At 73.0% G+C, this 12987-nt stretch carries 13 protein-coding genes; 10 read left to right on the top strand and 3 right to left on the bottom strand.

From position 1 onward, the window contains the following. The first annotated feature begins 122 nt into the window (after positions 1-122). On the top strand, positions 123-1670 hold the full coding sequence (gene rox, locus ACFY3D_RS23010) for a rifampin monooxygenase (protein WP_389982209.1): 1548 nt from the start codon (positions 123-125) through the stop codon (positions 1668-1670). Positions 1671-1748: 78 nt separating this feature from the next. On the opposite strand, the gene ACFY3D_RS23015 is transcribed toward rox, so the two are convergent. Together ACFY3D_RS23015 and ACFY3D_RS23020 are read right to left on the bottom strand one after the other, a co-directional pair. Further along, the gene (locus ACFY3D_RS23015) at positions 1749-2819 is read right to left on the bottom strand and encodes a zinc-binding alcohol dehydrogenase family protein (protein WP_389982212.1); all 1071 of its coding nucleotides are present in this window, start codon (positions 2817-2819) and stop codon (positions 1749-1751) included. An 80-nt stretch (positions 2820-2899) separates the two neighbouring features. Then, positions 2900-3397, bottom strand: coding sequence for a pyridoxamine 5'-phosphate oxidase family protein (locus ACFY3D_RS23020; protein ID WP_350947248.1), 498 nt, complete (start codon positions 3395-3397; stop codon positions 2900-2902). Between the two features lie 319 nt (positions 3398-3716). Here ACFY3D_RS23020 and ACFY3D_RS23025 point away from each other — a divergent pair, with 319 nt between their 5' ends. The 9 genes from ACFY3D_RS23025 to ACFY3D_RS23065 are packed head-to-tail and all read left to right on the top strand — an operon-like array spanning position 3717 to position 12185. Then, positions 3717-3989, top strand: coding sequence for an MSMEG_0570 family nitrogen starvation response protein (locus tag ACFY3D_RS23025; protein ID WP_389982215.1), 273 nt, complete (start codon positions 3717-3719; stop codon positions 3987-3989). Beyond that, on the top strand, positions 3986-5332 hold the full coding sequence (locus ACFY3D_RS23030) for an MSMEG_0569 family flavin-dependent oxidoreductase (protein ID WP_362901397.1): 1347 nt from the start codon (positions 3986-3988) through the stop codon (positions 5330-5332). The genes ACFY3D_RS23025 and ACFY3D_RS23030 overlap by 4 nt, the downstream gene beginning before the upstream one ends. Before the next feature lies 1 nt (position 5333). Further along, positions 5334-6149, top strand: coding sequence for an amidohydrolase family protein (locus tag ACFY3D_RS23035; protein WP_350947251.1), 816 nt, complete (start codon positions 5334-5336; stop codon positions 6147-6149). 13 nt (positions 6150-6162) lie between these two features. Further along, positions 6163-6675, top strand: a complete 513-nt coding sequence (locus ACFY3D_RS23040; protein ID WP_350947252.1) for an MSMEG_0572/Sll0783 family nitrogen starvation response protein — start codon at positions 6163-6165, stop codon at positions 6673-6675. Between the two features lie 9 nt (positions 6676-6684). Then, positions 6685-7737: an MSMEG_0568 family radical SAM protein gene (locus ACFY3D_RS23045; protein ID WP_350947253.1), complete on the top strand. Its 1053-nt coding sequence runs from the start codon at positions 6685-6687 to the stop codon at positions 7735-7737. Between the two features lie 7 nt (positions 7738-7744). Continuing rightward, a complete protein-coding gene (locus tag ACFY3D_RS23050) occupies positions 7745-9274 on the top strand; it encodes an MSMEG_0567/sll0787 family protein (RefSeq protein ID WP_389982218.1) in 1530 nt (509 codons plus the stop codon). Continuing rightward, positions 9271-10113, top strand: a complete 843-nt coding sequence (locus ACFY3D_RS23055; RefSeq protein WP_389982221.1) for a carbon-nitrogen hydrolase family protein — start codon at positions 9271-9273, stop codon at positions 10111-10113. Before ACFY3D_RS23050 ends, ACFY3D_RS23055 begins: the two co-directional genes overlap by 4 nt. 3 nt (positions 10114-10116) lie before the next feature. Further along, the gene (locus ACFY3D_RS23060; protein WP_389775107.1) at positions 10117-10944 is read left to right on the top strand and encodes a carbon-nitrogen hydrolase family protein; all 828 of its coding nucleotides are present in this window, start codon (positions 10117-10119) and stop codon (positions 10942-10944) included. After that, positions 10941-12185: an MSMEG_0565 family glycosyltransferase gene (locus ACFY3D_RS23065; protein WP_389982224.1), complete on the top strand. Its 1245-nt coding sequence runs from the start codon at positions 10941-10943 to the stop codon at positions 12183-12185. The genes ACFY3D_RS23060 and ACFY3D_RS23065 overlap by 4 nt, the downstream gene beginning before the upstream one ends. A 78-nt stretch (positions 12186-12263) precedes the next feature. On the opposite strand, the gene ACFY3D_RS23070 is transcribed toward ACFY3D_RS23065, so the two are convergent. Then, positions 12264-12842 (bottom strand): HAD-IA family hydrolase, encoded by a 579-nt coding sequence (locus tag ACFY3D_RS23070; protein WP_362901408.1) that lies wholly within the window; start codon positions 12840-12842, stop codon positions 12264-12266. Positions 12843-12987: the final 145 nt, after the last annotated feature.

Genomic DNA, 12987 nt, shown 5'->3' on the forward strand with positions numbered 1-12987 from the left:
GAGGTGAGACCCATGAACGCTGTATCGACGTGGGTGCTCCCCCTTTCCGTCACGGCCGGGCGATCGAGGTAGGTGTCGCCGGGAGCGCCGCTTGGACAAGGCACTCCCGAAAGGCAATACCTATGCATTCTCAGCAGGTCACCGCCGAGCCGCAGCCGAACGACGGTGCCGAGCGTGACTCCGCGGCGGGCGACGTTCCCGGAGTTCTCCGGTCGCCGGCCCCCGGCACCGATCGCGCCTCCCTCGCCTTCGATGTGATCATTGCCGGGTGCGGGCCGACCGGTGCGATGCTCGCCGCCGAACTGCGACTGCACGATGTGCGAGTACTCGTTCTGGAGAAGGAGATCGAGCCCACGTCGTTCGTCCGCATAGTCGGTCTGCATGTTCGCAGCCTCGAGCTGATGGCGATGCGCGGACTGCTGGAGCGCCTGCTCCAGCACGGAAGACGACGTCCGGCCGGCGGTTTCTTCGCCGCCATCCCCAAACCCGCGCCCAAGGGCCTGGATTCCACGTACGCCTACCTGCTGGGCATCCCACAGCCGGTCATCGAGCGCCTGCTCGCAGAGCACGCGATCGAACTGGGCGCGCAGGTCCGGCGCGGGTGCGCGGTCGCCGGTTTCGAGCAGGACGACGAGGGGGTGACCGTCGAGCTGGCCGACGGCACGCGGCTGCGTTCGCGCTACCTCGTCGGCTGTGACGGCGGGCGCAGCACGGTGCGCAAACTGCTCGGTGTCGGCTTCCCCGGCGAGCCCTCACGGACCGAGACCCTGATGGGCGAGCTGGCAGTGGGCATGCCGCAGGAGGAGATCGCCGCCAGGATGGCCGAGGTCCGCGAGACCCATCGGCCGTTCTGGCTCCGGCCCTTCGGCGAAGGGATCTACAGTGTCGTGGTCCCCGCGCCGGAAGTCGGCGACCGCGCGCAACCGCCCACCCTTGAGGATTTCAAACAGGGGTTGCGTGCCATCGCCGGAACCGATTTCGGCGTGCACTCCCCGCGCTGGATGTCCCGCTTCGGAGACGCCACCCGGCTGGCCGAACGATATCGGGTCGGGCGGGTGCTGCTGGCCGGCGACGCGGCGCACATCCATCCCCCCATCGGCGGGCAGGGCCTCAACCTGGGCGTTCAGGACGCGTTCAACCTCGGCTGGAAACTGGCCGCACAGATCCGCGGGTGGGCCCCGGAGGCGCTGCTGGACAGCTACGAGGCCGAACGTCGTCCGGTCGCCGAGGACGTGCTGGACAACACCCGCGCCCAGACGGAACTGCTGTCCGCCGAACCGGGCCCGCAGGCCGTGCGCAGGCTGCTCACCGAACTGATGGACTTCGACGAGGTGAACCGCCACCTGACCGAAAAGATCACCGCGACCGGCATCCGCTACGACTTCGGCGAAGGCCCCGACCTGCTCGGCCGCCGCCTGCACGACCTCGACGTGAAACAGGGCCACCTCTACGGTCTGCTGCATCGTGGCCGTGGCCTGCTGCTGGACCGTACCGAACGCCTCACCGTCGGCGGCTGGTCGGACCGGGTCGATCACCTCGCGGATCCCACCGCGGAGCTGGACGTCCCGTGCGTCCTGTTGCGTCCCGACGGCCACGTCGCCTGGATCGGCGACGACCAGCAGGACCTGGACGACCACCTCTCCCGCTGGTTCGGCAGGCCCGCCGACTGAACATAGCCCGAGCGGCGGAAAAGACCCGCGAGGAGTGCTCGCGCCGATGCTCACCCCCGTACGGGGGTGAGCATCGCGTCAGGGGTCGGAGTGGGAGGGCATCAGGACGGCGGCGCCCTCGACGCGATCCCCGGCCAGGTCCGCCAGAGCCCGGTCGGCCTCGGCCAGCCGATAGGGCACCGTCGTCACCCGGGGTGGGTGGAGCGTCGCCAGTTCCAGATAGGCGCGGCCGTCGGCGCGGGTGTTGGCGGTGACGCTGCGCAGCGTGCGCTCCTGGAACAGGTGCCGCTGATAGGTCAGGGGCGGGATGTCGCTGAGATGGATGCCCGCGACCGCCAGGGTTCCGCCCCGCTCCAGGGCGGCCAGCGCGACCGGCACCAGTTCGCCCGCCGGGGCGAACAGGATCGCCGAGTCCAGTGGTTCCGGCGGGGCGTCCGCGGCGCCGCCCGCCGAGGCCGCGCCCAGGGCGACGGCCAACTCCCTGGCCTTGGCCGAGCGGGTCAGCACGTGCACGGTCGCCCCCTGGGCGAGGGCGAGCTGCGCGGTCAGGTGCGCCGAGGCGCCGAAGCCGTAGACGCCCAGCCGTCCGCCGGGTGGCAGGTCGCTGCGGAGCAGGGCCCGGTAGCCGATGATCCCCGCGCACAGCAGCGGCGCGAGCTTCTCCGCGGGGACGTCGCCGGGGAGCGGGTAGGCGAAGTCCTCGGGAACGGTCAGGTATTCGGCGTAGCCGCCGTCGGCGTCCCAGCCGGTGTAGGTCGAACCGGGACAGAGGTTCTCCGCACCCCGCAGGCAGTAGCGGCAGTGCCCGCAGGTCGAGCGGAGCCAGGCCACCCCCACCCGGGTGCCCGGCGCGAGCCGCACGGCGTCGGGGGCGGCGGACGCCACCCGCCCCACGACCTCGTGGCCTGGCGTGGTCCTCGGGCGTCGCGGCCGGAGATCGCCCTCGGCGAGGTGCAGGTCGGTGCGGCAGACCGCGCATGCCTCGACGCGGACCAGCACCTCACCGGGCCCGGGGGAGGGGACGGGGACGCGCACCGGCCGCAGGGGACGCGAGGAGATCGGCCCCGGGTGGGTGACGACCCAGGCGTCCATCTCCGAGGGGATCACGGGCGGCCGGTGAGCCGAAGGGCCGGACCCGGCGGGGATCACGGGCGGCTCCTGAGACGGCGGGGCCGGCTCGGCGGGAGTCACGGGCGGTTCCTGGGACTGCGGGGTCGGCTCGGCGGGGGTCACGGGTCGCGCCGCCGGATGCGACGGCCGGTGACCTCGGTGGCGGCGATCCTCACGTACGGCTCCCGCTCGCCCCCCGTCCACGGCCGGACACCCAGCGCCGCCAGGGCGGCGCGGTCCTCCTCCGAGGAGACGTGGTGGATCCCGCCGCGCACCAGCACGCTCCAGCCCTCGCGGCCGGCGTCGTCGATCCGGTCGACCTCGAAGGCGACCTTGGACTCGACCCCCTGGGCCCCGGTGCGCAGGGCGTCGTCGAGCGGGCCGCCGAAAGCGGTGCGGAAGATCACCGAGCTGCCGTGCAGGGCGTAGTCGACCGGCAGGATCACCGGCCCGCCGATCTCCTCGAAGGCGATGCGCCCCACTCCGCCGGGGGTGATGAGCCGCAGGCACTCGTCCCTGTCCAGGGTTTCCAGCCTGTCCCGGGTGAGGCCGAGATCCTCGCGTCGCCTGGCGATCCGGCGGCCGAGGTCGCCCGGGGCCGATACGCGTCCAGTCATGGGATTCTCCCGCTGAGAAGATCGATGTCGCTGCGAGTCCGGGGCTCCTCCGGCTCCGCGCCCCCCGATCGGCATCACCTGAGGCCTCCCCTCCCCGGCGCGCCGCTAATCGGGGGTGAGGGTGCCGGTGGAGACTCATGACGCGATGCCGACCGGCGCCTCACTGTTAACCGGTGGAGAAGTTGGTGTGACCACGGTCATCGCGTTTTGTTCCGGATGAAACGGGTCGGCAATTTCCAGCGGTTGAACTGTCGTCAGCGGTAAAGGCGCACCGATTCGGATAAGGCCGCTTTCCCCTGTGGAGACTCGTATGCCTGAGATGTATTTCCAGGTCAGATGGCCCGATGGTTCACAACAACGCTGTTATTCCCCATCGCTCATCATTGAGGACTTTCTTCATCCCGAACAATCGTACCCAATCGCCGAATTCGTCTCGCTGAGCGGCAGGGCGCTGGAGGCGGCCGGTGACCGCGTACGCGAGAGGTACGGGTTCGGGTGCGCGGCCGCGGCGAGGCAGGTCGCCGAGATCGAGAGGAAGGCGGCCGGTTTCGCCGGTGCCGGCATGGTGACGGTCGAGAGGTTCGAGCGGTGAACGGCCGTCACCACGAGGTGGTCGTCGTCGGCGCGGGTCAGGCGGGCCTGTCGATGAGCCACTGCCTGCGCAGGGACGGCGTCGACCACCTGGTGCTGGAGCGTCACCGCGTGGGCCACGAGTGGCGCGCGCGGCGCTGGGACTCCTTCTGCCTCGTCACGCCCAACTGGCAGTGCCGCCTGCCGGGGTTCCCCTACCCGGGCGACGACCACGACGGGTTCATGCTCCGCGACCAGATCGTCGGCTACCTGGAGGACTACGCGGCCTCCTTCTCCCCACCGGTGCTGGAGGGGGTGAACGTCACCCGGCTCCTTCCCGACGGGCGGGGGTTTCGGGTGGAGACCGACCGGGGCACGGTCACCGCGGGCCAGGTCGTGGTCGCCACCGGCCCCTACCAGGTCCCGGTGATCCCCCGGGTGGCCGAGCGGTTCCCCGCGCACGTGACGCAGATCCACTCCGCCGACTACCGCAATCCCGAGCTGCTGCCCCCGGGTGAGGTGCTGGTCGTCGGTACCGGCCAGTCGGGGTGCCAGATCGCCGAGGACCTGCACCTGGCCGGGCGGCGCGTGCACCTGTCGGTCGGCGGCGCGCCCCGGGTGGCCCGCTTCTACCGGGGCAGGGACGTGGTGGCCTGGCTGGATCTGATGGGCTACTACGACCGGCCCATCGACTCCTTCGACGACCACGACGCCGTCCGGGCCCGCGCCAACCACTACGTGACCGGCCGCGACGGCGGGCGCGACATCGACCTGCGGGCCTTCGCCCTGGAGGGGATGAGCCTGTACGGCAGGCTGACCACGGTCGAGAACGACACGGCGACCGGCGCGGGAACGGCCGAAGCCGCGGAGGAGAGGACCGGCGGCAGGGCGCGGTTCGCCCCCGACCTGCGGCGCAACCTCGACCATGCCGACGCGGTCTGCGAGAGCGTCAAGGACTCCATCGACGCCTTCATCGCCGCGCACGGCATCTCCGCCCCCGGCGAGAGGCGTTACACCCCGCCCTGGCAGCCCGCCTCCGAGCCCGACTCCCTGGACCTGGGGCGGATCACCTCGGTCGTCTGGTGCACCGGCTTCCGCCGCGACCACGGCTGGATCAGGGTGCCGGTCTTCGACGGCACCGGCTACCCCACCCACGAGCGCGGCGTCACCCGGGTCCCCGGTCTGTACTTCCTCGGGCTGCCCTGGCAGCACACCTGGGGCTCGGGCCGTTTCTCCGGGGTGGCGGCCGACGCCGAGCACCTGGCCGGGCACATCGCCGCCGCCGGCAGGCCGGTACCCGCCCCGCGCGCCGCGGAACCGGCGTCGCTCGGCTACTTCGTCCACCCCGAGCTGCTGGGAACCTGACATGGTCTTCGACGCCCACCGTCACCTCGGGGTGCTGCCCGCCCACCCGTTCTACGGAGGGCCGCCGGTCAACCCCGACACGACCGCCCGCGCGACCGTCGCGCAACTGCTGGCCGACCTGGACGCCGAGGGCACCGAACGCGCCCTGGTGATGCCCAACTACGGGGTGCCCGATCCGGGGATCGCGTTCGCCTTCAACGAGCTCTGCCTGGAGGCGGCGGGCCGCGACGACCGGATCCGCTGCGGCCTGTGGGTCTCGCCGCGCCCCGAGGACGAGCGTCGCACGGCCGAGGCGCTGGCGCTGGCCGCCGAGAGCGGCGTGCGCGCGCTGAAGCTCAGCTTCCTGCTGGGCGGGCGCCCCACCGACCCGGCCTGCAGACCCGCGCTCGACCGCGTCTTCGCCACCGCCCGGCTGCACGGGCTGGTGGTGCACGTGCACACCTCACCGGGTGCCGCCTCCGACATCGACGAGGTGGGCCACCTGGTCGAGTGGTACGGCGACGAGGTCGCCATCCACCTGGTGCACTTCGGCGGCGGCATGAGCGGCCACATCAAGCTCGCCGGTTCGCGGTTCTTCGACTGGATCGCCGCCGGCAAGCGCGTCTACACCGACCTCTCCTGGGCGATCGGGTTCACGCCGCGATGGCTGGCCCAGGAGATCGACCGGCGCGGCATCGGCCACGACCGGGTGCTGTTCGCCAGCGACGAGCCGTGGGGCGACTACGCGGGCGAGCGCGCCCGCCTCGCCGCCGCCGCCGGCGACGGCGAACTGGCCCGCCTGGCCTTCCACGACACCTTCGAGAAACTGTACGGCTGACAAGGAGAGACCCATGACCGAACTGACCGACCTCGAGAAGCAGAGCCTCACCGAGATCCCGCACCCCTCCCTGCCGGAGGGCTCCAGCCTCTACGGCGGCACCAAGGTCTTCCCCGACTACCAGGCGGAGAACGGCGAGTCGTACTTCACGCTCGTGCACGGCATCGCCCACGAGTCGTCGGTGAGCTTCGTGGCGATCCTGCAGGCGACCAGGGCGCTGCGCAAGGGCTTCGAGTCCGCGATCTACTTCTACGGCCCGGGCTCGCTGAACTGCCTGGCCACCCGGGGCTTCCCGACCACGGGCAACTCCGCCTTCCCCGGCGAGCACAACATCAACAACTCGCTCAAGACGTTCATCGAGGAGGGCGGCAAGGTCTACTGCTGCCGGTTCGGCCTGTCGCTGCACGGTGCCCGCGAGGAGGACCTCATCGAGGGCGTCATTCCCACGCACCCGCTGGACGTGCAGGACGCGCTGATCCACTACGGCCGCAAGGGCGCGATCATCAACTCGACCTACATGTTTTAGGGGGCAGCGGTGAGTGTCGGCACGAGAGTCGACGTGGCCATCATGGGCGTCCGGGTGGACGCCCCGGTGCGCCGCGCGGGCGGTGCGGGACCCAGCGACGACGGACACCTGGTCCTCGACGGGGCCAACGCCGCGATCCCGCTCAACCCGGCCAGTCCGTACGCCGTCAGGGACGGCAGGCTGTGGTTGGGCGAGACCGATCTGGGCGCCTCCGTCCGCGCGGTCGGCCGTCCTCGCTTCTACGACCTGGTGACCGCAGACGGTGTCCCGTACGAGAGGATCGCCCGGCTGCACGGCGCCGACGTGCTCGCCACCACCGTGGTGCAGACCTGCGTCCGCTACGGCGAGGCGGAGCGGTGCCGGTTCTGCGCGATCGAGGAGTCCCTGCGTTCGGGCGCCACCGTCGCCGCCAAGACACCGGCGCAGCTCGCCGAGGTCGCCGAGGCGGCGGTGCGCCTGGACGGGGTGCGGCAGATGGTGATGACCACCGGCACCACCGGCGGCCCCGACCGGGGAGCGCGCGTCCTGGCCCGTTCGGTACGGGCCGTGCTGGAGGCCGTACCCGGCCTGCCGATCCAGGTGCAGTGCGAGCCGCCGGCCGATCTGGCCTGGATCGGCGAGCTCAGGCGGGCGGGCGCGTCCGCGATCGGCATCCACGTGGAGTCCCTCGACGAGGAGGTGCGCCGCCGCTGGATGCCCGGTAAGTCCGAGGTGCCGATGTCGGCCTACGAGGAGGCGTGGGACGAGGCCGTACGCGTCTTCGGCCGCAACCGCGTCTCCACCTATCTGCTGGTCGGTCTCGGCGAGGATCCCGACGAGCTGGTGGCAGGGGCCGCGCGGCTCGTCGAGCGCGGCGTGTACCCGTTCGTCGTGCCGTTCCGCCCGATGCGCGACACCCTCGCAGGCCGTGAGGGGGTGCCGGGCCCCGACCCGGCCGTGGTCGGCAGGGTGACCGAGAGCGTCGCCGCGCTGCTGCGGGAGGCGGGCATGTCGGGCGCCGACCAGCGCGCGGGCTGCGCCGCGTGCGGCGCGTGCAGCGCGCTCCAGGCCGCGGGCGGGTGAGGCGCCCGTGAGCCTCGTCTCCGATCTCGCGGTCGCCCCCGTCCTGAGCGGCGGCTCGGGGCCGGGCGGCCGCACCGCTCCCGGTCGCGCGTCACGGCTTTCCGAGCCGGTCTGCGACGTGCTGCTCGGCAGCCGCGCGCCCTCCTTCATCGTGGAGGAGGCGGACGCGGCCGGGCTGGCAGCCTACCGGGCGCTGCGGCACCGGGTGTTCGTGACCGAGCAGCGCGTGTTCAGCGGCCACGACCTGGACGACCGCGACGACGACCCGCGCACCGTCGTCCTGGTCGCCAGGGACGGGAGCGGCGCCGTGGTCGGCGGCGTCCGGCTCGGGCCGGCCGCCGGTGGCCCCGACATCGGGTGGTGGAGCGGCGGGCGGCTCGCCGTCGATCCAGCCGAGCGCAACGGCGCGGGCATCGGCCCCGCGCTGGTGCGCGCCGCGTGCGCGCGGGCCGAGGCGGCCGGGGCGCTGCGCTTCGAGGCCACCGTACGCGCCGGGGCCGAGCGCATGTTCACCCGCCTCGGCTGGCGGCGGGTGCGTCCCCTCGCCGTCGCGGGCCTGCCGCACGTGCTGATGCGCTGGCCCGTCGGCAGGATCGCCGCGCTGGTCGCGGCCACCAAGAGCGACCTCGGGACGCTGCTGGCCGGGCTCGCGCCCGGAGGCCCCGGCTTCGTCGGCGACGACGGCGCCCCGGTGCCGGGCAGCGACCTGGTGGCGGCCTGCGACGCGATCCTGCCGTCCATGGTGGAGCGCGACCCGGAGTGGGCGGGCTGGTGTTCGGTGCTGGTCAACCTCAACGACCTGGCGGCGATGGGCGCGCGGCCGGTCGGGCTGCTGGACGCGGTCGGCGCGCGAGACGCCTCGGCGGTGGCGAGGGTCCTGGCGGGCCTGCGCCGCGCCGCCGAGGCGTACGAGGTGCCGGTGCTCGGCGGTCACACCCAGCTCGGCGTGCCGGCGGCGCTCTCGGTCACCGCGCTGGGCCGCGCCCGGGAACCGGTTCCCGGCGGCGGGGCGCGGCCGGGACACCGGGTGTGGCTCACCGCGGACCTGGGCGGCGGGTGGCGGCCCGGCTACACAGGCCGCCAGTGGGACTCCACCACGCACCGCCGCACCCCGCAGCTGCGGGCCATGCTGGGAGCCGTCGCCGCCGCCCGCCCGGCCGCCGCCAAGGACGTGTCCATGGCGGGAGTCGCCGGCACCCTCGGCATGCTCGCCGAGGCCTCGGGCTGCGGCGCCGTCCTCGACGTCGCCGCCGTGCCCAGGCCCGGCACGGTCAGTATGGGCGACTGGCTGACCTGCTTTCCCGGCTTCGCGATGCTCACCGCCGAGCGTCCAGGACGTCCCGGCCTCGACGCCGGTCCCGCCTCCGGTGCCGCGTGCGGCGAGTTCGTTCCCGGCGGGGGAGTACGGCTGCGCTGGCCGGACGGGGAGCTGATCGAAGTGATCACCGGCCCGGTGACCGGGCTGGGTACGGCCGCAGAACCCGCGGGATACGCAGAATCCGCAGAACCCGCAGAACTCCGTGAAGGAGAAACGTGAAGCTACGCATGGGCGCCGTCGCGGCGCCGTTCGACCGCGACCTGGAGGGCGACTTCGCCCGTATCGAGCAACTGATCACCACCGCGCGGGCCGAGGGGATCGGGCTGCTCGCCCTGCCGGAGGCATGCCTGGGCGGCTACCTGCTCAGCATGGACGGCGACCCTCGGGACGTGCCGCCGGCCCTGGACCCCGCAGGACCCGAGATCCGCAGGCTCGCCGCGCTCGCGGGCGACATGGTCGTCTGTGCGGGCTACTGCGAGGCCGACGGCCCTCTCAGGTACAACAGCGTGGTCTGCGTCAACGGCGACGGGGTGCTCGGCCATCACCGCAAGGTCCACCAGCCGCTCAGCGAGGACGCGCTGTTCGCGGCCGGTGACTCCTTCTCCGCCTTCGACACCCCGATCGGCCGTCTCGGCATGATGATCTGCTACGACAAGGCGTTCCCCGAGTCGGCGCGGGCGCTGGCCCTGGACGGTGCCGAGATCGTGGTGTGCGCTTCGGCCTGGCCGGCCAGCAGGACCGACCCCGCGCCCGACCTCGCCGACGACCGCTGGACCCGCAGGTTCGACCTCTTCGACCAGGCCAGAGCGCTGGAGAACCAGGTGGTGTGGCTGTCGGCCAACCAGTCGGGGGTCTTCGGCGCCCTCAGGTTCGTCGGCAGCGCCAAGGTCGTCGGCCCCGGAGGGGAGATCCTGGCCCGTACCGGCGTGCCGGGCGGTGTCGCGGTCGCCGAACTGGACGTGCGGGCGGCGCTGGAGACCGCCCGCCGCTCCATGGGCCACCTGCGCGACCGCCGTCCGGACGCCTACCGCCCCGCGCTCGCCGTGGGAGGATCCTGAACCGTGATCCGCATAGCCGCGGCCTCCGCGCACTTCGGCCGGGACCTGGAGTTCGACCTGCGGCGCATCGCGAAGCTCATCGACGACGCGCGCAGGGCGGGGGCGAGGCTGCTGGTGCTGCCCGACGCCGCGCTGGGCGGCTACCTCGCCGACCTGCGCCACCCCGACCCCGACGCGCTGCCCCCCGCGCTCGACCCCGACGACCCGCTGATCAAGCGGGTGGGCGAGCTGGCCGCCGAGATGGTGGTGTGCGTCGGCTACTGCGAGGCCGACGGCACCCGCAGGTACAACAGCGCCGCGTGCGTCAGCGGGGACGGCGTGCTGGGACGCCACCGCAAGGTGCACCTGCCCGCCGGGGAGATCGCGGCGTACGCGCCCGGCGAGCGTTTCGACGCCTTCGACACCCCGGTCGGCCGGGTGGGCATGCTCATCGACTACGACAAGACCTTCCCCGAGTCGGCGCGGAGCCTCGCCCTGGACGGGGCGCAGATCGTCGCCTGCCTGTCGGCCTGGCCGACCAGCATCACCAACCGGGCGCCCCGGATGGCCCAGGACCGCCAGTCGCGCCTCTTCGACCTCTACGACTGCGCCCGCGCCGCCGAGAACCAGGTCATCCTGGCCTCGTCGAACCAGACCGGCGCGATGGGCGGCATGCGCTTCCTCGGCCAGGCCAAGGTGGTCGGTCCCGGGGGTGACATCCTCGCCCGCACCTGGTCCAAGGCGGGCCTGGCGGTCGCCGAGGTGGACGTCGCCGCCGAGATCGCCACCGCGCGGCGGGTGCTGAGCCACCTCGACGAGCGCAGGCCCGGCAGCTACCGGGGAGCCTCGTGAGCGGCACGCGCACGCCGGGCAGCGACATCACCGCCACCACCGCCACCACCGGGAGCAGCGCGGACCCGGCCGAGACAGTGGGGTCGGCGGGGTCGGCGGGGTCGGCGAACGCCGTGGCGTCGCCTTCCGCGCTGAGGATCGCGTTGCTGACCTACTCCACCAAGCCGCGCGGCGGAGTCGTGCACACCCTCAACCTCGCCGAGGCGCTCGCGGAGGCGGGTCAGGACGTGACGGTGTGGACGCTCGGCCGCGGCGGCGACGCGGGGTTCTTCCGGCCTGTGGCGCCCGCGGTGCGGTCGGTGGTGGTGCCTTTCCCCGAGGTGGCGGACGAGACGGTGGGGGAGCGGGTGCTGCGCTCGATCTCCGCGCTGCGCGAGGCGTTCACCCCCGGCGGCTACGACATCGTGCACGCGCAGGACTGCATCAGCGCCAACGCGGTCGAACGATGCGTGCGGACCGTTCACCACCTGGACCATTTCACCACCCCCGAGCTGGCCGCCTGCCACGAGCGCGCCATCGTCGAACCCCGCGCGCACGTCTGCGTCTCGCGCGCCGTCGCCGCCGAGCTCGCCGCCGGATGGGGCATCACCGCGACGGTCATCCCCAACGGCGTCGAGGCGGACCGGTTCGCCGAGGCCGCCGCGCGCGGCGACGGACACTGGCGGGACCGGCTGGGACGCTACGTGCTCACGGTCGGCGGCATCGAGCCGCGCAAGGGCTCGCTGGACCTGCTGGAGGCGTACGCGTCGCTGGCCGCGGGAGACCCCGGCCTGAAACTGGTGATCGCCGGGGGCGAGACCCTGTTCGACTATCGCGACTACCGGGTCCGGTGGGCCGAGCGCGCCGCGGCCCTTGGCGTGGAGCCGGTCGTCCTGGGGCCCGTCGGTCACGAGGAGTTGCCGTCGCTGGTCGCCTCCGCGGCCGTCTTCGCCTTCCCCTCGCTCAAGGAGGGCTTCGGCCTGGCGGCGATGGAGGCGCTGGCGGCGGGCGTGCCACTCGTCACCCGGGACCTGCCGGTCCTGCGTGAGGTGTTCGGGAGTGCCGCGCGCTTCGCCGCCGATCCCGCGGGCTTCGCCGGCCAGATCGGCGCGGCGCTGGCCGGAGACGACCCCGCGCGACTGGCCGCGGGCCGCCTGCTCGCCGCCCGGCATACCTGGCGCTCGGCCGCCGAGCGGCACATCGCCCTGTACAAGGCCCTGCGCGAACCCGCCGGTTCGCGCGGTGGCGACGGACCGGGGTGAGATCGAGGCCGAAGGTGTGGCCGACATCGGCTCGCGAGGGAAGCATGGACGGCGAAGTCGGACGGGAGCGGTCGGACGTCAGCTCGCGCGAGGGGTGGGCGGCCAGTCCGGGTAGAGGACGGCGTTGATGCCGAGCGCCGCCGCGGCGTTGACGTTGACGGCCCTGTCGTCGATGAAGGTGACGTCGCCGGGGGCGGCGCCGAGGTGGCGCAGGACCTCACCGAAGATGGCGGGGTCCGGCTTGGACAGCGACAGGCGGCAGCTGTAGAAGCGATGGGTGAACGCCGCGGCCCAGGGGGCGTCGTCGATCGCGGCCGCCAGCGGCTCGGGGGCGTTGGACAGCAGGGCGAGTCCGTGGTGTCCCGCGAGCTCCTCGATGGCGCGCAGGCTCTCCGGGTTGAGGTGCAGCCAGCTCTCGACGTCGGCCGCGTCGAGCTTGGCGACGAGCGGATCGTCCTCGGTGAGCGTCCTGCCGGCGACCCCGCTCCAGTACGAGTGGGAGGCCTGACCGCGGTCGAAGGCGTCGCGGTGGCGCCAGTAGCGGTCGCGGAAGGTCACCTCGTCCTGGCCGATGAGCTCGGCCATCGCGGCCGTCGCGCCGGGCGGCTGCGAGGTGGAGATGACCTCGCCGTAGTCAAGCAGCATCCACGTGGTCACCAGGTTCTCCTCGCAACGGTCCTGCGCCGGTGGTCTCGGTGTCGGCCTCGATGCGGCGGATGAGCCCCCGCACGTCTCGCGCTCGGCGGGACCGGGGTGATCGAATGATCGCACGGGGCCGTTCCGGAACCCTTTCGTGTTCATT

It is taken from the genome of Streptosporangium sp. NPDC000509 (assembly GCF_042898365.1).
In the GTDB taxonomy this organism is placed as follows: Bacteria; Actinomycetota; Actinomycetes; order Streptosporangiales; family Streptosporangiaceae; genus Streptosporangium.